Consider the following 24277-nt stretch of genomic DNA (forward strand, 5'->3'; position numbering starts at 1 on the left):
ACCTTTTTTTGTATTTTATGTTTTTGATAGTCAGTTTTTTAGATTGTATTTTTAAACGAAATAACACGAGCTTTAGTGTGTTTTATACACTAAAGTTCGTGTGTGGTAATGATGTAGTGTTTGTGATGGGAATTTAACGTTCCATCAGGAATTCAGAGAGGTTTTTGTCTGTGGGAATGCCTAACTTTTTACGTAATCGATAGCGTCTAATCTCGACACCGCGCGTACTAATGTTAAGTAATGAGGCAATTTCCTTACTTGACATATTGAGCCTTAAATAGGCACATAGTTTAAGATCATTGGGGACAAGATCAGGAAACTCTTGTTTCAATTTCTTGAAAAAATTTTCATGAGATTCGTTAAAGCTTCTTTCAAAAATATGCCAGTCACGATCGTCATTATGGGCATCATCGATGAGCTTGTTTATTTTTTTCAATTCATCCGAACTCAGTTTGTTGCCATCAGCATCTTTAAGCTGTTTAAGTTCGTCGTGTAAATTGTTCAACATCTCATTTTTGTAAACGATATTGAGTGCCGCATTGGCCAGTTCTTTATTTTTTAATTGAAGCTGATCTTCTAATTGCTGGTTTTTAAGTTTGATCCAGTCCTTTTCTTTTTGCTCGGTTTCGCGTTCCAAGGCAATCTTTTTCTCTTCTAACCATTTTCGCCGTATTTGAAACTGACGCTTACGCTCCCGCTGAAGACTAAATATATATGCTAAATAGATGAGTGTTATCAGCACCAGTGTATAAAATACCTTTGCCCACCAAGAAAGGTACCATGGATACCGAATAGTAAAGGAAAACGTTTGAATTTCCGAAACCAAGCCCATATTGTCCTTCGCCCTTATTTTAATTTGAAATTTTCCATAAGGTAGATTCGTGAAATCTTGATAGGCAGTTTCACTCCATTCGGACCAATTGTCCGAGTAACCTTCGAGATAATATTGGTATTGAATCGGTGAAGACGAATAATATGGACTTGAAAAGCTAATTCTAAGATTATTGTCCGATGACGATAGTTTAAACGCTGAATCTGGAATAATAATCTGTCCTGTTGTCAAGTTGACGAGTTGTGCTATTTGTGGAAGTGGCAACCGATATTTTTGCGATTTATCGGAATGACGATAGATCGCAAATCCATCATCTAAACCGATGAGATAGTATTGGTTTTCAATAGAGAGGATGTTTTCATAGTTATTCATCATTCGATCCTGTAAGGGACTGAGCAGATTGGAGTCAATATGAAGTTTGCCCTTACTGTCAAAATCTACTTTAGCAATTTTTGTCTTCTGAATAAACCAGTAGCTGTTTGTATTGATCGGTATGACCTTATTTGAATTTTTATAGGTGCCTAACGCTGTGTTTAATTCATCGGCATAGCTGAATCTTTTTACAATATTGTCGAACTGGAGAAATCCGCTGTCCGTCGCAAATACAAGATTATTTTCTAATGTATAAATCCCTGTAAATTGCCTCTTTGAAGCGATACTGTCCTGTTTGGAGGAAAATAAAATATTTGCCTGTTGGAAATTCGCATCAAATCCGAGCAGTTGTATCTGTCCCCAATCGCCAATCCAAAAGGTATGGTTATCTTTTTGCGCCAAAAATCGAACTGGTTCTTTAACGCCCGCGAATTGCTGTACGAACTGGAGTTTAATGCCATCGAAAGTGAATTTCGAAAGGCCTGTATAGTTGCCTTGAAGGATGTTTTTCGTACCAAATATAGGCTTGAATATCCAGCCGCCAGTGATCTGTGAAATCTTCTCAAGTCGCCCATTAACCAATTTGAAGGTTCCATCATTATGTCCACAAATCAACTCATCACCAAATAGCGCTAATGTCCAAACCTGACCATTAGAATTTGGAATCTGGGAGAAATTCAATGAATTATAATTGTTTAATCCTTTCCATTCACTTGAAAATAATCCCTTATTGGTTCCAAGATAGATTTTTCCCTGATAGATAATTGATGTATAAACCGTCCCAATTTTTCCGACAAAATCTGTGTAAAATGATAAAGGGGAGTTAATTTCAATGCGGTCTATACCATTATCCAGTCCCACCCAGATATTCTTCTGATTGTCCTTCACAATACTGAGTACGGTATTGTTTTGGAGACCATTGTTTTTATTGATATGCTGAATGACCTGACCATTTTTATTGATGACAATAACACCGTTTTGGATGGTGCCAAAAGCGTATTGTCCGTCATAGAGGTATAAGCCATTGTTGATTTGTGATTGGCTCAAGAGCTGGTTTGCCGGAACAGGCCAGGGTAGGATGGAACCATCGGCTTTCATCAGGTAAAGACCGTTTCGCGAAGTGGCAATAAGCGAGGTCGTTGCGTCGAAAGGTAAGATGGCAAGTACATTTTTATCTTTCAAGACATCTTTTCCTTTTAAAGGGATAAGTTTATCCTGTTTAAATTCATGCAGACCACTTGGCAGCTGTTCGAAAAATAACTTGTTATCGAGCTGATGCGGAAATAAAAAGGGTTCACCTTTGGCGGTTAGCTGCCGTATACGATTGTTTTCCCAAATATAAGATTTGGAAAATGTATGAAAAAATACCCGTTGGTCCTCAACAATGATTTTCCAGATTTCTTCGTTTGGAAAATAGGTCTTGTCCTGCACAAGTTTACAGAGACTATGATAGGTCAAGTTTCCGAAAGGTTTGGAAGTCCAATAGCCAAATTCACCTCTTCCGCCTGTATAAATTTTTCCGTCTTTACCAATCGCAACACTTCGGACTGTTGAATGATTTGGCAGCGGAAAGATACGCCAGTATTGTCCATCAAATTGTAACAGCCCCTCGGTATTTGCACTGTAAATGCGACCATCTTTATCGACTGCCAAAGACCAGTTCTGATTTCCAGCCTTGTATTGGTCTTTTTTGTATTGTTTTACAAAAGGTGTTCCTGTAGGTATGATTGTCTGGCAATAGCCAGGGTGCATTAAAAAAAATAAAATGCTGCAAAACCAAAAGATATAGATGTTACTATATTTTTTTGTTATCATCGACTCCCTCACTTTAAACTGATTTTGGGGACAATATATCGATTTTATCGCAGAATTGATAATCTCCCTCGGCGTACGGAGTTCTGGGAGCTCCGACAGATCGCCTTCTTATTTTGGAGCTGAACCGATGGAACCATTTAATCGTGTTGAAAATCAGGAATGAAGCTATTTATTCCACCTATTTGAACAAAAAATACTCCTTTTGCTGTGAACGATTTTTGATATTTGAGTTCATTTACTTCGTTAAATAACCAAATAAACCAAAACAACTATGATAACACCGATAACCAAAACGGTAGGGAAGGGGTTACTTTTATTTTCGTTGATGAGCATGTCTGCACCAGTGGTGCTTGCCCAATCGCAAATAAAGATATCTGGAAAAGTAAGCTCCTCAACAGGCGAGCCTCTTGCGGGGGTTACAGTACAGATAAAGGGGGTGAAAAACGGCACTGTAACCGATGGGGCCGGCAATTATCAAATTCTTGCGCGAGATATTGATGTCCTGATATTTTCGCTTGTAGGCAAAGAGAAGGCTGAAGTCCAGGTCAATAAGAAAGATCACATTAATCTCGTTCTCCAGGAGTCCAGTAGCCTGATTGATGAAGTGGTTGTCGTAGGCTATGGTACCCAGAAAAAAAGTAATTTAACCGGTGCTGTTGCCGCTGTCGATGGAAAGGTGCTTAACAAACGTATCGCTACAAATCCAACACAATTACTTCAAGGTCGCATGCCCGGCCTTCGTGTTACGCAAGGATCAGGAGAAGCAGGGAATGAAAATGTGAATCTCCAAGTAAGGGGATTGGGTTCCTACGGCGCCTCTTCCGCTCCACTGGTTATCGTAGATGGTATCCCCGGGAGTTTGGAAAATTTAAATCCTCAAGCAATCGAGAATATCACTGTATTAAAAGATGCTGCATCGGCTGCTATCTATGGGGCAAGAGCAGCAAATGGTGTTATTCTCGTAACGACAAAACAGGGTAAAGCTGGAAAAACACAACTGAGCTACGATTATAATGTCGGAATTACCAAAGCCTCAGCTCTTCCAGACCTCGTGTATAATTCCGTCGATTATATGAACCTGTATAATCAGGCAAATAAAAACTCCGGTGTCACAAATCCAAATGCTTCTTTTAGCCAGGAGATGATTGATGCCTACAAAAATGCAACAGATAAAAAATTATATCCCGATTTTAACTGGTTGGATGCTGTCTTTAGAACAGTCCCGGTACAGACGCACAATTTAAGCTTAAGCGGTGGTGCCGGAGGAACAAATTACAACGTTATTTTGGGCTACGTCAATCAGCCTGATATTATGATCGGGACTTCTTTTAAAAAGTATAATCTACAGCTTAACCTAGGCTCTAAAATCAATGAACGGATAAGTTTTGGTTCAAGCATTACCTTGAATTATGGCGATCGGAAATACCCTAGAAATGGTAGTGAAGATCAGTTTTTGTCTACCATTAGTCAATCACCACTTTATGGACCTGTATTACCAGATGGTAGTGGTCGTTATACGTCCAGGGCATATCCTTTTCAGTCTCCAAATAAAAACCCTGTTGCAGTTGCTGAAAATGCATTTACAAGACTGAACAATTATTTTATGCAAGGCAATATTTTTTTAAATGTGAAAATATTGGATGGGCTGGATTGGAAGACTAGCGGCGGGTTGACCTATGGCTTTACAAAAAACTATACCAACAAACCTGTGATTAATCAATACATGTGGTTCGCCAAACCCGATGATCTACCCGCCAGACAACTTGATGTGGGTGGTCAAGGGCTAGAAGTAACGGACGACAACAATGTGTACCCGGTGGGCTATACACAATTGACTTACGATAAGTCTTTTGGAAATCATAACATGAAAGTACTGGCAGGAACCCAGGCAGAATATAATAAAACACAAAAATTGTTCGGAAGTAGGTTGCAATTTCCCAACAATGATTTGCTTGAGCTTGATGGTGGCGGAGCTGGCCAACAGTCTAATAGCGGTGTAACCAATGAATGGGCATTAAGGTCTTACTATGGTCGATTAAACTATGACTACAAAGGCAAGTATCTACTGGAAGGTAATGCGCGTTACGACGCCTCTTCACGTTTTCCTGAAAATAGAAAATGGGCATTTTTCCCTTCATTATCCGGAGGTTGGAAAGTTTCAGACGAGACGTTTTATGGGCCTAAATTGAAAGAAGTTGTTAATGAACTAAAATTAAGAGCCTCTATTGGAACACTGGGTAATCAGAATATTGGTAACTATCCTTATCAGATTGTTTACAATTCTTCTTTTGCTTATCCTTTTGATGAAACACTCCAACAGGGGGCTCGCCAGGTAGCCATGGCTAATGACAGGATCAAATGGGAGAGTACCAAAGTCCTGGATTTTGGTGTGGACTTCGGGCTATGGAACAACAAATTGACCGCTTCTTTCGATTGGTATAACAAAGTAACATCAGATATTTTATCCGCATCTACGGCTTTCCCTTCTTATATTGGGCTGACTGCACCGACCGTAAATTATGGTGAATTGCGTAACAGAGGTATAGAGCTCGGTCTTCAGTACCGTGATAAAATTGGAGAGGTATCGCTGACCCTCAATGGAAATATTCAGGCCAATCGCAATAAGGTGATGAAATATGGAGCCGAACGTATCTCGGGCAATACCATTATCCGGGAAGGTTTACCTTATGGTAGTTTTTATCTTTTGGAGAACACGGGGATATTCCGTTCGAAGGAAGAGGTGGCAGCCTCTTCGGTGCAACAGATTCCAGCACAACCGGGTTATCTGAAATTTGCCGATGTAAATGGCGATAAAGTTGTGGACAATAATGATCGTATTGTCGTGCCGGGCGCTTATCCAGATTTCGATTATTCCTTTAATGCGACGGCTGTTTGGAAGAATTTTGATTTTACAGCCTTTTTCTTCGGTTCTCAGGGACAAAAAATATTTGTAAGTGAGTGGGGAATAGTTCCTTTCAGGCAAGGTGGTACGTTCACCCGCGACTGGATGGACGCTTGGACTCCAGAAAACCCCAATGCATCGCTTCCAATAGTTGGTGCTGAAAATACCCCTGCCGCAAATAACGTACGGACTGCATCGACTTTCTTTTTAAAAGATGGATCGTTCCTGCGTCTTAAAAATATTCAGGTAGGCTATTCTATTCCACAGAGCACCTTGTCCAAAGCTGGTATTTCTGGCCTTCGCATCTATTTTGCGGCGGATAACCTGGTCACATTCTCCAAGTTCCCCGGTTTAGATCCCGAACGTGGCGTTTCATCAAGCGGTGGTGCAACTTCAGGGCGTTATGTGACTCATCCTCAGAATAAAGTATTCGCATTTGGAGCGAGCATCACATTCTAATCTAGTGGTAACTAAAAAAAATTAAAGATGAAAAATAGTGTAAAAAAAACATATCTATACCTAAGCTTAGCTGCCCTAGCTTCACTAGGTAGTTGTACAAAAGATTTTTTAAATAAAAACCCAACGGATAAAATTTCGGAATCAACCTTTTGGAAAACGCAGACTGATGCTGATTTGGCACTATCGGGCTGTTATGAATTTCTTTGCCGAGGATACAATTCGACGTCTTCATCCAATGCACGCGGTGGTTGGGGTGGAGCAAGTATGTTTTGGGATGGGCTTTCAGACGATGCCTTTGTGTCCAGTACCTCCAATAACTTCAATATTATTTCGCGATCTGGAATCTCCTCGACAACAGGCGGAATGCAATCTGAGGGGTATGAGATTTCGTATCAGGCCATTGCTGCATGTAATAAATTGATTGCCAATATTGACCGCATTACAAGCATGAGCCAGCAGGACCGTGACCGATATAAAGCAGAGGCTCGTTTTATCCGGGCCCATTACTACTTTTTGTTGACCAATCTGTACGGTGATGTGCCATTGACTTTAGAACCCCTAGGTATGGACGATGCGAGTATTCGGTTGGGTAGAACACCTAAAACCAACGTTATCGAAGCGATTTTAGCAGATTTAGATTACGCGAGTGAAAAACTGCCAAATACAGGATATAAGGGGCATGCTGTGAGGGGAGCTGCATTAGGCTACAAAACAAAGGTGTTGTTGACTTCAAAAAAATGGGCCGAGGCAGCGGCAACAGCGAAGATTGTTATGGATGAAAACAAGTTTTCGATCTATCAGGGTGGTTACCGTGATCTGTTCCGAAAACCTGGACAAAATAACAATCCCGAAATCATGTTCTCCGCTCGATTTTTACCGCCCAATATGTATAGCCCAGCAGATATGATGTATTCTTATCTGAAGACAATACAACCGTTGGGGTATCTGGTGGATTCTTATTATGCCATCGATGGAAAAGATATTAAGGAATCGACGGTTTACGATGCTAAAAATCCTTACGAAAATAGAGATCCACGGTTGAAGTCGACAATCATGTACCGCGGTGTATGGAGAGGTACCACTACATCTTCAGCTTTTGATCCGGTTGCCGAAGGGGTTTTGGGTGGTTTTTTACCGAGAAAATATATCAACGAATCGAAATGGCCAACCAGTTACGCGACACAAAGTGATCAGGATTGGGTATTCTTACGTTATGCAGATATTTTATTGATGTACGCAGAAGCGAAAAATGAAAGTGCCGGGCCTGATCAGACAGCTGTAGACGCGTTGAATAAGGTAAGATCCAGGGCTGATGTGAAAATGCCGCTCTTAGAGTTTAGCGGTTCCTTGACAAAAAATGAATTCCGCGATATTATCCGTCATGAACGGAGGATTGAATTGGCTTTGGAAGGGCAACGTTATTTTGACTTGAAACGCTGGGGGATGATCAAAGAGGTGATGGATAAAACCAAGGATCCCGATGGAGCTTCACGGTTATTCATGGCAAGAGATACCTTATGGCCAGTACCTCAATCTGAGGTAGATATGGCCAAAAGTTTAGGCAATGACAATTTTAAGCAAACACCAGGTTTCTAAATTAAGAAAAAGAAAAATTCAGGTATGAAAGCTATATATAATATGTTCTTGTCAATTGTCCTCATCATGGTGATAGGTAGGGGATCATTGACTGGGCAAGTGAACCGCTTGCCCGATAGTGTACGCATGAAATGGTGGGAGGAAGCCCGGTTTGGCATGTTTATCCATTGGGGAGTATATGCGCAGTTTGGCGGCGTTTATAAGGGGCACGAACAGGCACGTGGTGGAGCAGAATGGATTATGAACCGCTCTAAAATTCCGGTTGATGAATATCAGGCGATGGCAAAGCAATTTAACCCCACGCAGTATAATGCAGACGAATGGGTACGCATGGCGAAAGATGCCGGGATGAAATATTTGATTATCACGGCCAAACACCACGATGGTTTTGCGCTCTTTGAAACAACAGCGAGTAAGTGGAATATGGTGGATGCGACGCCCTACGGTAAAGATGTTTTGAAACCTTTGGCCGAAGCCTGCCGAAAATATGGCCTGAAACTTGGCTTTTATTACTCACAGGCACAGGATTGGAATAACCCTGGTGGATCGGCTGCTCGTAAATTAATGCGAGAAGGCTGGCCTAATCCAGATTCAACCCGCATAGATGATTACACACTAGCACATCATGGCCATTGGGATCCCAAACAAGAAACAGCGAGTTTTAGTGACTATATCAAAAACGTATCTGTGCCTCAGGTCAAAGAATTGTTGAGTAACTATGGGGATATTGCTGTGCTATGGTGGGATACACCAACCAATATGACCGACGAAGCCGCAAATATGCTTCAGGACCAATTGGCATTACAACCCAATATTATCACAAATGATCGATTGAAACGGCCTAATTTCCCCGGCGATACCAAAACGCCGGAGCAAAAAATTCCAGATTGGAGTGAACTCGAAGGCAAACATTGGGAAACTTGTATGACCATGAATGGCACTTGGGGCTACCGCACATCAGATCATAAATGGAAGTCTGCCGAAACCTTGATCCGCAATCTCGTTGATATTGCTTCCAAAGGTGGAAATTACTTGTTGAACGTTGGTCCAAAACCCGATGGATCCTTTCCACAGGAGAGTATAGAACGTTTGGCTGTAATTGGCAAATGGATGAAAGCCAATAGTGAAGCAGTCTACGCGACCAAGAGTAGTCCTTTACAGCCATTTGAATGGGGGAGATGTACCATGAAGGAAGATGGAAAGCGGACTTATTTGTATGTCTCTGTATTTGACTGGCCAAAAAATGGCATAGTCGAACTTCCGATTGAAAATAAAGTTTTAAAAGCTAGTCTTTTAGCCAATAATCAAGTGTTAAAGGTAAAATCGAATGCCAATGGTATTCAGATTGCCGTGCCTGAGCAGCCCATTGATGCTGTTGCTACAGTGATTAAGATCGAAGTGGCTGGCAAATTTAAGCGCGAAAAAGGGCCCCGAGCAAAGAACATGAAAACTGGAGCTTTGGACGAGTAAGGCCAATAAGATGAAAAGCAGATACTAAAATAGCATAATGAAGAAAAGTAGATTGAATAAAATAGTTGCGTTGTTGTTGACTTTTGGAGTTGCTCAGCTCCACGCTCAGGAAGTTAAGCGGATTGATCAAGGCTGGGATTTCTTAAAGAGCGATCTGGGGGGAATCTGGGAAGCTGTAAGACCGGTGGGAGCCGGTAATCCCGAGTCTGTTCCACTTTGGGAGCAGATAAATCTGCCGCACTGTTATAATGCGCTGGACGCTGTTGATCCAGCTATCAATTATTATCAGGGACCAAGCTGGTACAGAAAATCGCTGGAGATCGATAACCCCTATTTAAATGGTCACACCCTTCTTCATTTTGAAGGAGCCGGACAAAAGACAGCTGTTTATATCCATACAATTAAAGTTGGGGAGCACGTTGGCGGATACGACGAATGGACTGTGGACATTACAGATGCCGTTGAAAAGTTTAAAAAAACAGCTGCTTTTAAAAAACAGTTTAAGGGCAAAATACCGCTTTCAATTCGTGTGGATAATTCACGTGATCTCGAAATGATCCCTTCTGATCTGTCTGATTTTAACGTCTATGGAGGTATTTACAGACATCTAAACCTCAAATATGTTCCGCAGACAGCTTTGGAGCGTGTGTTTGTTGAGGCGTCGGTAGGGGCCGATGGTAAGCAGGGAGTGGTCAACGTCCGCGGACGGTTGATGCCATTTTCGGCTCAGACAAATTTTGAAGTCGAAACGCAGCTCTATGACCCCGCTGGAAAAATCGTGCAAACCCAGCAACCACAGGTAAATAGGGGGACGTTGAATCTTGAATTTGGACAATTCCTGGTCAAGAAGCCACAGCTTTGGAGTCCTGATCAACCGGCTTTATACCGTTTAGTTACGACAATCAAAAGCAATGGACAAGTATTTAAAGAAGAGAGTGTCTTTGGCTTTAGACATGTAGCGTTTAAAGAAAAAGGTCCTTTTCTGCTGAACGGGAAAAGGCTTTTGCTTCGTGGTACCCATCGTCATGAAGACCATGCCGGCGTTGCTGCAGCAATGACTGATGATCAGATTCTACAAGAGATGACCCTGATGAAAGAGATGGGCGTAAACTTTATACGCTTGGGACATTATCAGCAGAGTCGTAAAGTGCTTGAGGCCTGTGATAGTCTAGGCATTTTGGTTTGGGAAGAGATTCCATGGTGCAGAGGTGGATTAGGTGGGGAGGTCTATCAACTTCAGGGAAAACGGATGTTAACCAATATGATTGAACAGCATTATAATCATCCGTCGGTCATTATCTGGGGGCTTGGTAATGAAAATGATTGGCCCGGTGATTTTACGGAGTTTGATCAGGCAAAGATAAGGGCTTATATGAGTGAACTCAATGATTTAGCTCATCAATTGGACCCGAGTCGGAAAACAGCAATACGACGTTGTGATTTCTGTAAAGATATTGTTGATGTTTATTCGCCTTCTATTTGGGCGGGTTGGTATAGAGGTGTTTATACCGACTATAAAACAGCGTCCGAAGAAGAAATGAAAAAGGTAAAACATTTCCTTCATGTGGAGTGGGGCGGGGATAGTCATGCAAGACGACATGCAGAAGACCCTGATCGCGCTTTAGCTAAAATCAAAGGTGATGGCACAACAGATGAACGGGCAGGCGATGCGTCGCTCATTGGTGGTGCAGCACGGGTTTCTAAAGATGGCGATTGGAGTGAAAGCTACATCTGTAATCTCATCGATTGGCACTTAAAGGAACAAGAAACAATACCTTGGCTCACGGGAACAGCCTATTGGCCATTTAAAGATTTTTCAACTCCGGTACGGCCAGACAATCCTGTGCCTTATGTCAATCAGAAGGGTGTTGTTGAACGGGATTTTACCAAAAAAGAATCGTACTACGTATTCCAGTCGTATTGGACAGCGAAACCAATGCTGCATATTTATGGCCATACTTGGCCGATCCGTTGGGGTGAAAAAGAGGAGTCGAAAATGATAAAGGTATATTCCAATGCCAGTGAGGTTGAGCTTTTTGTCAATGGAGAAAGTCAAGGATTAAAGAAAAGGAATAGCCAAGATTTTCCAGCGGCAGGTTTGCGCTGGATGGTGAAACTGAACGAAGGAAACAATCAGATTAAAGCTGTCGCGAAAAACGGACGGGAAATTCTAGTGGATGAAATTGAACAGCAATATCAGACAAAAAAATGGGGTAAACCTGCCAAATTACTTGTCGAACAGATTGCTGCGGAAGGCGAAGTAATCACTGTGCAAGCCCAAATTGTGGACGATACCAATACCCCCTGTCTCGATGCAAAGGACTGGATCTATTTTGGTTCAACCGGCGATGGTCAGTTGATCGTTGATCAAGGCACTTCTACGGGGTCGAAAAAAGTACAGGCCTACAATGGTCGTGCATTGATTAAACTTCGACTGCCTTCGGGAACAGCCGTGGTATCAGGCAGGATGGAAGGATCAAAGAGTACCTTGTTAACAATAGAAAAATAGTACAAGATGTTAAAAGCAACGAATCATTTGAACTTCTTTTTACTGCTTGGCCTCCTGGGGACGATTGCTCCATGCCGTGCACAAAGCAATTCGCCGCAGCTGAAGCTTTGGTATAATCAGCCGGCCTCACTGTGGGAAGAAGCACTGCCACTTGGAAATGGCACAACAGGAGCGATGGTCTTTGGAGGGCTAAGTAAAGATCGGTTTCAAATTAACGATAATACGCTGTGGTCGGGTGAACCCGATGCGGGCAATAATCCAAACGGCCCGCAGGTTTTACCCCAGGTGCGACAAGCCATCTTTGCTGGAAAATATGAGGACGCAGCAGTTCTTTGGAAGAAAATGCAAGGACCTTATTCTGCTCGGTATCTACCCATGGGCGATTTATGGTTGGATTTTCATCAGGACGAAAAAAAGGTCAAAGATTATAAACGGGAGCTGGATCTTGAACGAGCGATCAATCAGGTGAGCTATTCGTATCAAGGTGTTCGATACCAAAGGGAAAGTTTTGTCAGCTTTCCGGATAAAGCATTGGTGGTTCGATTGAAAGCGGACAAGAAAAAATCAATTACCTTGGATCTTTCTTTGACCAGTAAGCTCCGATATAGCGTTTCGACCCAAGGGGATAATCAACTGACCCTTCAGGGTAAGGCGCCGAGTTTTGTCGCCAATAGGGATTATGAACCCCAACAGGTGCTGTACGATAGTGTTGGCGGAAAAGGGATGACCTTCGCGATGCAGGTCAGTGTAAAAACTACCGGTGGTGTGGTGAAAAAAGAGCAGGATAAACTTAAAATTATAGGCGCTGATGAGGTGATTTTATTTTTGACAGAAGCGACAAGTTTTAACGGTTTTGATAAGTCTCCGAGTCAGGAAGGTAAAGATGCCACACTGCTCGCAAAAAACCGCATGAATACGGTCTCCAAAAAGAATTTTCATACCTTACTTGCAAACCATCAAAGGGATTATCAAACGCTCTTCAATCGTGTAGCCTTTAAGCTGACCGGTACCTCTGCACATGATAAATTACCTACAGACCAGCGTGTCATGCAGTTTTCCAAAGGAACGGCCGATTTGGGACTTCTGACGCTGTATTATCATTTTGGACGCTACTTATTGATTGCCAGTTCCAGACAAGGAGGAAGGCCTGCAAATTTACAGGGGATCTGGAATGATCATGTGCAGCCACCGTGGGGAAGTAATTATACGACCAATATCAATACAGAAATGAATTATTGGCTTGCGGAAAATACCAATCTTGCAGAATGTCATCAGCCTTTGTTTGATTTTATCGATGAGCTGGCGATCAACGGGGCTAAAACAGCATCGGTAAATTATCATATCGATAAGGGCTGGGTTGTGCATCATAATTCCGATCTATGGGCTAAAACCTCCCCTCCGGGCGGATATGATTGGGATCCCAAAGGAATGCCACGCTGGTCGGCATGGCCTATGGCAGGTGCCTGGTTGAGCACACATCTATGGGAACACTATCGTTTTACGGGTGACAAAACTTTCTTGAAGGAGAAGGCCTACCCATTGATGAAAGGGGCGGCCCAATTTATGCTGCAATGGCTGATTGCTGATCCTGGAAATAAATATCTCGTGACCAATCCTTCCACTTCACCTGAAAATACAATTAAAATAGCAGGTAAAGAATATCAATTGACTATGGCCTCTACCATGGATATGGCGATCATTCGTGAGCTTTTTACAGCTGTTATTCGTTCATGTACGATATTGAGTATTGATCCTGAATTTAAATCGGCTCTAGAAGAAGCGAAGGAAAAGCTTTATCCCTATCAGGTGGGCCAATACGGACAATTACAAGAGTGGTTTAAAGATTGGGATGATCCAAAAGATCAGCATCGGCATATTTCCCACTTATTTGGTTTATACCCGGGCAATCAGATCAGCCTTGCGGAAAACAAGGCTTTGGCTGCGGCCGCCAAGCGTTCATTGCTTTTAAGGGGCGATGTCAGTACCGGCTGGTCGATGGCTTGGAAGACAAATTGGTGGGCGAGGCTTCAGGATGGAAATCATGCCTATAAAATCCTCAAGGATGCCTTAAATTTTATCGATCCTAAATTGGATCGTGCTCAGATGAGCGGTGGTGGAGCCTATCCGAATTTATTTGATGCACACCCACCTTTTCAGATTGACGGTAATTTTGGAGCCACGGCCGGAATGACTGAAATGTTGCTGCAGAGTCACGATGGTGCTGTTCATTTATTGCCGGCTCTGCCTGATGAATGGTCTGCTGGGACGATTAAAGGGATTAAGGCCAGGGGGAACTTTACCGTAGACATTGCCTGGAAAAATAACGTATTGACCGAAGCAATGATCGTATCCAATATTGGAGGTGTTTGTCGTTTGCGTACACCTTTACCCGTTAAAGTTGTCGGCATCGAATCAGATCAGGCAGTTGTCACAGACAATACGCTATTATATAAACCGGAACAACTACCGTATACGATCGCTGATCCGTCCAAATTGCCATCGTTAGCAGCTACGAAAACGTTCGAAGTTCAATTTGAGACCATAAAAGGTAAACGGTATCGTATTGTTCCGCTATAGATCAAAATACAGGAAAAATGAAATCTAAATCAATTGTTCGCATTATGGGCTGTCTTCTCGGGATCGCAATTTCCCCCTTATTTTTGAAGGCAAAAATTAAGGAAGGTGTTTTTGAGCAGGAGATCATCCAGACGCTGCGTCCTGTTATCCTAAAGCAGTCCAAATGGGCGATGAAGCAGAAACCATTGACGGTGACAGCATATAGCGCGGTCCGGAGTGCCGGGGGTATTCATGATTTTTATTCTGAAGGCGATTATTGGTGGCCCGATCCCAAAGATCCAGCTGCGCCCTATATCCAACGGGATGGGATGACTAATCCGGCCAATTTCGTTGAACATCGTAAAGCAATGATCCGCTTCAGCCGAATCGTGGGTGCACTGGCCTCAGCCTATCGTTTGAATCCGGATAAAAAATATGTACAGCAGGCACTTCGTCATTTAAAGGCTTGGTTCGTTGATGCAGAAACGATGATGAATCCGAATCTTCTTTATGCACAGGCTATACAAGGGCGTTTTACAGGGCGCGGAATAGGCATTATTGATACCATTCATCTGATGGAAGTTGCACAGGGCGTAAAGATATTTGAAAACGACCCCAATTTTCCACAGGCAGCCAAGGATGCCATACATCGCTGGTTTGCGGCCTATTTACGCTGGCTTACAACGCATCAATATGGTATTGATGAAATGAATGCCGCCAACAACCATGGTACATGTTGGGTGATGCAGGTAGCCGCATTTTCGAGTTTAGTGCAAGACACTGTATTACTCAATACATGTGCAGATCGTTATGCGCATGTGCTGCTGCCGAATCAAATGGAAGCTAATGGAAGCTTCCCGAGAGAATTGCAGCGGACAAAACCTTATGGATACGCGTTGTTTAATCTGGATGCGATGACCATGATCTGCCAGATTTTGTCCAAGACCAATACCTCCCTTTGGCAGTATACATTGTCTGATGGGCGGACCATAAAAACGGGGATTGATTTTATGGTCCCCTATATTGCCGCTAAAGAAAAATGGCCTTATCAGCAAGATGTCATGTATTGGGATCAATGGCCAATTGCACATCCGGCACTTGTCTTTTCGGCAGTGGCTTTTCAGAATAAAGACTATCTGCAGCTTTGGGAAAAGCTTGATCATGCACCCGAACAAGAAGAGGTTATTCGAAATTTACCGATTCGCAACCCAATGATATGGCTTTGATTTTCCTAGCCCCCTTATAAAATAACTTAACCGTTTCACCTTAAAAACCTACAGATAACATGAATGTTAATGCTACGTCTTTGCGAAGATATACCCTCTTTTTGCGCTTTCGAAATTTAAAAAGGTCATCTATTGCCAAAGCACTCTTTTTGACTGGAATTTTGTGTGCTTTTCAACATGTTGAGGCACAGAGTACAAAGCAGCTGCAAAAAGCTTGGGGGCTTGCAGATCAACAAGCTCAGCTAATTTATAAAGAATTGCAGCTCTTGAAAAAAAGTGATTCATCCTTGGTATCGCCACGTACGCTTTCCTCAGATAACGAACTTGTTGCCGTGAAAAGGGGGGACTGGACCAGTGGTTTTTTTCCTGGCGTCCTGTGGTATCTCTACGAAAAATCGGGAAAACAAAAATGGAAGGATCTTGCTTCAGAAACGACAAGGTCGATCGAAGCGGAGCAATTTAATGGAAAGACCCATGATATGGGCTTTAAGATCTACTGTAGTGTAGGAAACGGTTATCGGTTAACCGCAAATCCACAGTATCGGGAGGTGCTTGTTCAGGCAGCCAAAACGCTGGCAACCCGCTTCAATCCGACAGTCGGCTGTATACGTTCGTGGGATCACAATAGCCACCGCTGGGATTTTCCGGTCATCATCGATAATATGCTCAATCTAGAATTGCTGTTTGAAGCAGCCAAACTTACGGGAGATTCTACTTATTATCATATTGCGGTGAGCCACGCCAATACAACGCTAAAAAATCATTTTAGGCCAGATTACAGCACCTACCATGTAATAGACTACAATCCGAAAACAGGAGCTGTGCAGCATAAAAACACCCATCAGGGCTTAAGTGATGAATCGACATGGTCGCGGGGAGAGGCCTGGGCACTGTATGGCTATACGATGTGTTACAGAGAAACAGGAGATCCGAAATATCTGCAGCAAGCCGAAAAAGTTGCGCATTGGCTGTTTGCACATCCCAATATGCCGAAAGACCTGATCCCTTATTGGGATTTCGATGCGCCTCATATTCCAAATGAACCAAGGGATGTGTCGGCAGCGACAGTCATAGCGTCGGGGCTGTTGGAATTAAGCACGTATAGCAACCAAGGGAAAGATTATCGTGCAAAAGCGCAGACCATATTGGCGAACCTGATAGACAATTACATGTCGCCGCCAAATAAAAGTAAAGGTTTTATATTATTACACAGTACAGGATCGAAACCTTCCAATACTGAAGTGGATAAACCCTTGAGTTATGCCGATTATTATTTTTTGGAAGCACTGCATCGGCAAGAAGATCTACAGTCCGGAAAAGTTCAATCGGATCTGGTCCGGAAAAATCCAGCGGGACAACTGATCTATTTTCCAGATGCACAGGGAAACGTAATCCCCGACTTTAGCCATGTGGGCTATCATCAAGGTGATCAAAAGCTGCCCAATGTTCCTGTTGTGATTACTGTAAAACCCAGCGTAAATGGCGATGATCAACAAATTATACAACAAGCCATCGATGCTGTATCTGCAAAACCACTTGATAAAAATGGTTTTAGAGGTGCTATTTTGTTAAAAAAAGGCCTGTACAATATACCTGGAAGCCTGGAAATTCATGCCAGCGGTGTCGTGTTGAGAGGGGAGGGTGATGCAATAGGGCAAACCCTGCTTAAAGCCACAGGCCAGCACCAACGCAGCTTATTGAAGATTTCGGGTACGGGCAGCTATTCAGTGGACCAAGCTAGAAAACAGTTTGTTAAGAATGGGTATGGACCTGTAGGGGCTAAATATGTCCTAATCGATCATGCGAAGGAAAGGAAAGTGGGCGAGCACGTACTGCTCTCGTATGAGATGAACGACGCCTGGATCGAAGCGCTTCGAATGAACCAAATTGAAAAAAGAGAAGGGACGAAACAATGGACAGCGCAGGAATATAAGCTAAATTTTGAACGTACTATTTTGGCCATTAAAGGTGACTCCGTATTTTTTGATAATCCCTTGGTGATGGCGATTGATCCGAGGTATGGAAAAGTGGCTGTCATTCCTTACACCTTTGACGGACGTATAAGTGAAGTTGGAATCGAAAATATAGGTTTCGAATCCGATTTTGTAAGTGATGAAGACGAAAACCACGGCTGGATTGCAATTGATATGGATAAAATAGCGAATGGTTGGGTGCGCAATATCACCGCACGTTATTTTGGCTATGCAGCGGTGAGCCTTGGCGCTTTTGCCAAACAGATTACAGTAATGAAGTCGCGGTGTCTGGATGGAAAATCTCAAATTACAGGTGGCCGAAGGTATTCATTCAATAATGACGGTCAGCTTAATTTATTTAAAGAACTTTATACCACGGAAGGACGCCATGATTACGTAACAGGGGCTAGGACCCTCGGTCCAAACGTTTTTAGCCTTTCTAGCGCGGAGCGAACACATGCGGATATCGGTCCACATCATCGATGGGCTGTTGGCACCTTATACGATCAAATCGTAACGGATGGTGAAATTAATGTTCAAGACCGGGGTAACTGGGGAAGTGGACATGGCTGGGCCGGGGTGACACAAGTCTTATGGAATTGTACGGTCAAAAGTGCTGCAGTACAACAGCCCTGGGCTTCCGGACAAAATTTTGCCATAGGAGTAAAGGGAGAAAAAGTAGCTGGAAGATTGAAAAATAGAAATGCTGGTTACTGGGAAAATCAAAACAGCATAATGTCGATCAGCTCACTTTATGAGCAACAATTAAAAGATCGATTAAAGTGATTCTTGTTCGTGTTTATTCAATGGAATGATTATTTTTATCATCCATTTCAATTATATACCTTATGATGCCATTACGTGTTTTTATGCGCTGTTTTTGCTGTGCGTTAGCTTTAATTTCTGTTTTGCATGCGCAGGAAAAAAACTATCGTTTTTTACACTTGGATGTCAACGAAGGTTTGTCTCAAGGCAGCGTTTTCGCTATAGCCCAAGATCATTTGGGTTTTATGTGGATCGGTACCCGTGATGGCTTAAATAAATACGACGCCCGAAAGTTTACGATTTATCGCAGTAATCCGCAAGATAGCCTTTCCTTAGAGCACAACTTTATTCAAGCAATTACGGAAGATAACAAAAGGCGGCTTTGGATAGGGACAATGACAGGTCTGAATTTATACAATCGAGAATCAGACAATTTTATCCGTATACCATTACCTACGGTAGAGAGTAGCAGTGGGAAAATGGATGTCAACGTTCACCAGATTTTTCAGGATTCCAATGGAAAGATTTGGATTGCGACAAATATAGGCTTGTATAAGATTAAAGAGGGCCGGCATCCTGAAGCGGAATTGGTCTTCAATGAGATTACCGTTGAAAGAAGCCAGGAAAAAGAATACTATCGTAATTTTCGAACCATGTATGAGGATCGCCGCAAGCGATTATGGTTTTGTACTGATGATGCCATTGTACTCATGCAAGCCGCATCGAAAGATGGAAATAGCTTAAAGGTGCTAAGGACTTACTTCAAAGAGAAATCGGTAGATAATAAGATTAATCAACGGTTTCAGGCTGTTTTGGAGGTTAGTCCAGGTATATTTTGGGTAGGTACAAAATATAATGGTATTCGGATTATCAATGAGAATACAGACGAAATATCCTCGTTAACCGAAGAGGGCAATCATACAGGTTTGGCCAATCAAGATGTGCGGTCCTTAAAAAAAACAGATGATGGAAAGATTTGGATTGGAACATTCAATGGCCTATATGTTTATCAAAACGGAAAATTGCTTTTTATCCAGGCAGACGATGGAAATCCCAATAGCTTAAGCAATAATTCCATTCGCCCTATATTTCAAGATAAGCGGGGGTCTATTTGGATTGGAACCTATTTTGGAGGGGTTAATATTTATGACAAGGATATTCCTAATTTTCAGAATTTTACCCATCAATCTAAGCGCAATAGCCTAAGTTACAATGTGGTGAGTGCATTTGTTGAAAATGCTATGGGAGAACTTATGATTGGAACTGAGGGGGGCGGACTGAATTATTTTAATCGGCATACGAATTCGTTTTATAGTGAACGTCACGATAAAAATAACCTGAATGGATTAAGTCATAATAATGTGAAGTCTATCTGTTTGGATAGGGAAGGGAATTTATGGGTGGGTACTTATGATGGTGGGTTGAATTTAAGGCGAAAGGGGCAGCAAGGCTATGAACATTTTCGTTTCGATCCCAATGTAAGTAATGGCCTGGCAAATAATAATGTGTATGCGATCTTAGAGGATCGTAATGGCGATATTTGGATTGGTACTTTCGGCGGAGGACTACAGGTACTTCGTAAAAACCAGAAAGTAGGAACTTTCCAGACATTTAACGTTGCAAGAAAGCAGTTGAGTTCCAATATGGTGCGCACTTTACTAGAGGATTCAAAAGGTAATCTATGGATTGGTACTTCAAATGGTTTAAATCTAAAATTAGCGGGGACCAATAAATTTGTTTCCTTTCTAAATGACAAGAAAGATTCCCTTTCAATTAGCGGAAATGATATTGTGAGTATCCATGAAGATCGGAAAGGACATATTTGGATCGGTACGTATATGGGCGGGCTGAATCTTTATCTTCCAGAGAAGAAAGCGTTCAAAAGGTTTAATGAGCGAAACGGATTACCGATCAACAATGTTTTTGCTATTCTAAGTGATCTGAAAAACAAATTGTGGTTGAGCACAAATACGGGGATTTCTTGTTTCGATCCCCTATCTGGTCATGTGCGAACCTATACGAAGATCGATGGTCTTCCTGGTAACGAATATATTCAAAATGCAGCAGCAATGTTGCGGGATGGAAAACTTGCCTTTGGAAGCTTCTCGGGCTTCACCCTATTTAATCCGGATAGTTTAAGTGTCAATAATTATATTCCCCCCATTCAGTTTACGGAGTTGAAATTATTCAATAAAACAGTTCTTCCGGGCCTCGATGGTGTTATCCCTAAAGATATATCCATGATGGATGAATTAACTCTTGATCACAATCAAAATGTTTTTAGTTTGGAATTCAGTGTATTGAATTATGTTCATCCGGAGAAAAATCAATATGCTTATTATCTAAAAGGCTTTGACCAAGACTGGAATTATGTGAGCAATCCCGTGGCTACTTATACCAATTTAGACCCCGGTACTTACGAGCTTTGGGTAAAAGGGGCCAACAACGACGGGGTATGGAACGAAAAGGCAACGGTTTTGAAGATTAAAGTGCTGCCAGCGCCATGGAGGACATGGTGGGCTTATAGCGGCTATTTTCTTCTTTTTGCTGCGGCCAGTTTTTTGGTTATCCGATTTTTCCACGGTAGAAACAAATTGAAACAAGACCTTTTGATTCGGAAAATAGATTCGGAAAAACAGGAGGAGCTTCATGAAGCAAAACTGAATTTCTTTACCAATATCTCCCATGAATTCCGTACGCCATTGTCATTAATTATTGGACCGTTAAATCAATTAAAAGACGATCGCTCGCTTTCAGCATATGCACAGGAGCACCTCGGTTATGCAACAAGAAATGCGGATCGCTTGATGAATCTGGTTAATCAGCTGCTTGATTTCAGAAAACATGAAGGCGGAAAGATGAAATTGTTTTGCCAAAAGGTTCATGTTGCTGCGTATTTGGAAAACATTCGCCAGAATTTTTACTTTATTGCCGAGAAAAATAATATTCAGTTTTTCCTGGATAATAGGGTAAGCCCTGATTATGTTGGAGGTTTTGATCCGGAGCAATTTGAAAAAGTCCTTGTCAATTTGATTTATAATGCGTTTAAATTTACGGACAAGGGGGGTAAAATAAAGATACAGGTTGAGCTAGAAGGAGAAGGCGAGTTGGAGAAACTGCTTGTTTCCGTTTGGGATTCTGGGCGTGGAATCCCAGCCAAAGATATACCATTTGTATTTGAACAATTTTATCAGGCCAATGCAAAAGGCCTATCGGCTACAAATGGCGGAATAGGTTTGGCACTCTGTCGTTCGATCATACATTTGCACGGCGGAAACCTCACTGTTGAAAGTAATATGGCACAGGAGCCTGCAGAATTCAATACGGTATTTCGGATCAGCCTGCCACAGGAGAATGTCCGCATCGAAGAGCTCATGGTTTTGGACGGTACTGCAGCCACAGTATGCTCAGACTCTTTAGATGCCGATATGCCACATGTGGGTGCTACAAAAACAGAAATAGAGCCTTCTGTATCGGATGAAGATAAGCCAATCATACTTGTTGCCGAGGACAATGTGGAGCTTCGTTGTTTTCTATGTGAAAACTTACGAAAAAAATATATTGTTTTAGAAGCTAATGATGGTATTGAGGCGCTGGAATTGGTACAAGCAAGACAGCCCGATATTATCATTTCAGATGTAACGATGCCCAACTGTGATGGAATCACACTTTTGCAGCAGATTAAAAACGATAGTAGTTCAAATCATATTCCTGTGATTCTTTTGACAGCCCGTACAGCTGATCCTTATATCACAGAGGCGTTTGAAATCGGTACAGATGATTACATTACCAAGCCCTTCAGTATGCCACATCTCATTCAGAAAATTTCAAATATCATACAGACGCGGAAACGATTGGAGGAAAAATTTGTACAGAATTATCTTCTTGGAGCACAGGGAACAGATCTGCCCGAAAGAACTCGTTTCTTGGATCAGGTATTGAAGGTTGTCGAAGAAAATCTGGGCTGTGAAGATTTTGGAGTGCAGGATCTTACAAAAGCCATCGGCGTGAGCCGCTCTGTTTTGTACCGCAAGATTAAGCAGCAAACAGGACTGAATTTGGTTGAATTTATTAATATGGTACGTCTTAAGAAAGCAGCCTATATTTTAGTGAACGATACTGGTTTGAGTATCAGTGAAGTGGCTTATCAGGTCGGGTTCAATGATCCAAAGTATTTTAGCAAAACATTTAAGAAATTCTATAAGGAGAGTCCACGTACCTATGTTGAAAAATTCGGTATCAAGGAAAGCAGCAATTAAAAAATAAGCAAAGGTCTTCCTAATTTGGTAAGCATAAGCAGCCCTAAAAGCAGACCGAAGTTTTTTTTGCAGGCAAAAAAAAAGGTTTTCAAACGGGGAGAATGAAAACCTTCAATAACCAATTATAAACCTAAATTATGATGCTACAAATATAGTTGTTTTTAATACTATTTTAAAAATAATTCACCTTTTAAAAACTGTTTTGTGGCTGGTCAGCTACAGGCTGTTGTTGCGCTGTCGCTGGAAGAACCAGCGCATAGCTTATACGCTTTTGACCAGCTTATGAATAACGTATAAAATGGTCAATCCCAACAGCGCAAATATGCCATAACCTAATCCAATTTGAAACTGCGAAGAAGGGTTTACCAAGCTTACGGTGATGTAACTGAGTGAAGAAGTAAGGAGGTAGGTAATTCCGCCAACCAATCCACCGGCAATACCTGCCGACAATGGAAACCTACCTAAACAGTAGCTGAAATAATTGTTAAAAATAAATCCTGCAGTGCAATGTACGGCAAATGCGAAAAATGTTAATGTATATAAGTTTGACAGGTAAGGTGAAACGATCAGCATACAGACAATCAGACTGATCTGAATAAAATTGGCGATTCTCAACTTTGGAACCAAGGCTCTTTTAATAAGGGCTTTACCAATAAAACCACCACACATCCAAGCTAAGCCCATAATAAGTGAGGTATAGCCGGTTGTAATCGCACTATATCCCAGTTGATGTTCAATAAAAAAAGGACCACTGAGATTGTAGAACATGACGAGACCGTAGGATATGCCGCACATGAGTATACCGAACGTAAAATCGTTGCTTTTAAGCATCATTTTAAATTCGCCGATCAGGTAGTTGATATGGAGTGGTTTTTTCTGTTTGATTGTTTCGCCGGAAAAGATCAGTTCAAGGATGAAAAGTACGGCACTGTAAACGGCCAGAACCATAAAGTTAGAACGCCAACCAAATTGTGTTTGGAGGTAGCCGCCAATAAAAGGAGCGACAATCGGCCCGATCGACCAGACGATGGTCATAATGCTGAGGTAGTGTTTGCGCTGCTCGCCTTCATAGACATCCACAAAATAGGCTCGTTTTGATATGACCACAAATGCCGATAAGATTCCCTGAAGGATGCGCATCAGGTAAATAACCCAAATATCTTGCGTGCTTGCTGTGATCCAGAAACTGACAATGAAAAGGAAAAGAGATATCAGGTTGATGCGATATCTTCCCCAAGCGTCAACTAATGCTCCTGTAAAGAACTGAGCAACACCATAGCTGATTAGAAAAAGCGAAAGTGTTAACTGGATTTTGCTTTCGTTCAAGCCAAGCTCCTGGGCCATTTGTGGCATTGACGGAAGATAAATGTCGGTGGCAAGTCCCGTAATCGGAACAAGTGCAAATGCTAGTATCGTCGGGATAAAAGATTGCTGTGGTTTAGTGTTTTTTTCCATCCTTTAATTTTTTAAATTACCCGTCTCTATGGACGTTTACGTTGCCAGCCACTTTTTCTCTTTGGCCCTGTAAATATGATGTCGACAA

General features: G+C 42.0%; 10 protein-coding genes. 8 read left to right on the forward strand and 2 right to left on the reverse strand.

The annotated features are described in order from the left end of the window. Window positions 1-133 precede the first annotated feature (133 nt). Window positions 134-3019 (reverse strand): helix-turn-helix and ligand-binding sensor domain-containing protein, encoded by a 2886-nt coding sequence (locus K2F45_RS09205; RefSeq protein WP_248933374.1) that lies wholly within the window; start codon window positions 3017-3019, stop codon window positions 134-136. A 271-nt stretch (window positions 3020-3290) separates the two neighbouring features. Here K2F45_RS09205 and K2F45_RS09210 point away from each other — a divergent pair, with 271 nt between their 5' ends. The 8 genes from K2F45_RS09210 (at window position 3291) to K2F45_RS09245 (ending at window position 22734) form a co-directional block, all read left to right on the forward strand. After that, entirely contained in the window at window positions 3291-6380 is a 3090-nt protein-coding gene (locus K2F45_RS09210; RefSeq protein ID WP_248933375.1) for a SusC/RagA family TonB-linked outer membrane protein, read from the forward strand. 27 nt (window positions 6381-6407) lie between these two features. Beyond that, window positions 6408-7976, forward strand: coding sequence for a RagB/SusD family nutrient uptake outer membrane protein (locus tag K2F45_RS09215; RefSeq protein ID WP_248933376.1), 1569 nt, complete (start codon window positions 6408-6410; stop codon window positions 7974-7976). A 24-nt stretch (window positions 7977-8000) separates the two neighbouring features. Beyond that, window positions 8001-9446: an alpha-L-fucosidase gene (locus K2F45_RS09220; protein ID WP_075991882.1), complete on the forward strand. Its 1446-nt coding sequence runs from the start codon at window positions 8001-8003 to the stop codon at window positions 9444-9446. A 37-nt stretch (window positions 9447-9483) separates the two neighbouring features. After that, entirely contained in the window at window positions 9484-11955 is a 2472-nt protein-coding gene (locus K2F45_RS09225; RefSeq protein ID WP_248933377.1) for a glycoside hydrolase family 2 TIM barrel-domain containing protein, read from the forward strand. Between the two features lie 6 nt (window positions 11956-11961). Then, window positions 11962-14532: a glycoside hydrolase family 95 protein gene (locus tag K2F45_RS09230; RefSeq protein WP_248933378.1), complete on the forward strand. Its 2571-nt coding sequence runs from the start codon at window positions 11962-11964 to the stop codon at window positions 14530-14532. A 17-nt stretch (window positions 14533-14549) separates the two neighbouring features. Then, complete coding sequence (locus tag K2F45_RS09235) at window positions 14550-15737, forward strand: alginate lyase family protein (RefSeq protein ID WP_075991884.1); 1188 nt, start codon at window positions 14550-14552, stop codon at window positions 15735-15737. Between the two features lie 59 nt (window positions 15738-15796). Further along, entirely contained in the window at window positions 15797-18496 is a 2700-nt protein-coding gene (locus tag K2F45_RS27390) for a glycoside hydrolase family 88 protein (protein ID WP_338055426.1), read from the forward strand. Between the two features lie 62 nt (window positions 18497-18558). Continuing rightward, window positions 18559-22734 carry a hybrid sensor histidine kinase/response regulator transcription factor gene (locus tag K2F45_RS09245; RefSeq protein WP_248933379.1) on the forward strand — a complete coding sequence of 1392 codons (4176 nt, stop codon included), beginning with the start codon at window positions 18559-18561 and terminating at the stop codon, window positions 22732-22734. Between the two features lie 261 nt (window positions 22735-22995). Here the strand turns inward: K2F45_RS09245 and K2F45_RS09250 are convergent, their stop codons facing one another. Beyond that, window positions 22996-24189 carry an MFS transporter gene (locus K2F45_RS09250; protein WP_075991888.1) on the reverse strand — a complete coding sequence of 398 codons (1194 nt, stop codon included), beginning with the start codon at window positions 24187-24189 and terminating at the stop codon, window positions 22996-22998. Between the last annotated feature and the right edge of the window lie 88 nt (window positions 24190-24277).

This window comes from Sphingobacterium siyangense, from assembly GCF_023277505.1.
GTDB lineage: Bacteria > Bacteroidota > Bacteroidia > Sphingobacteriales > Sphingobacteriaceae > Sphingobacterium > Sphingobacterium siyangense.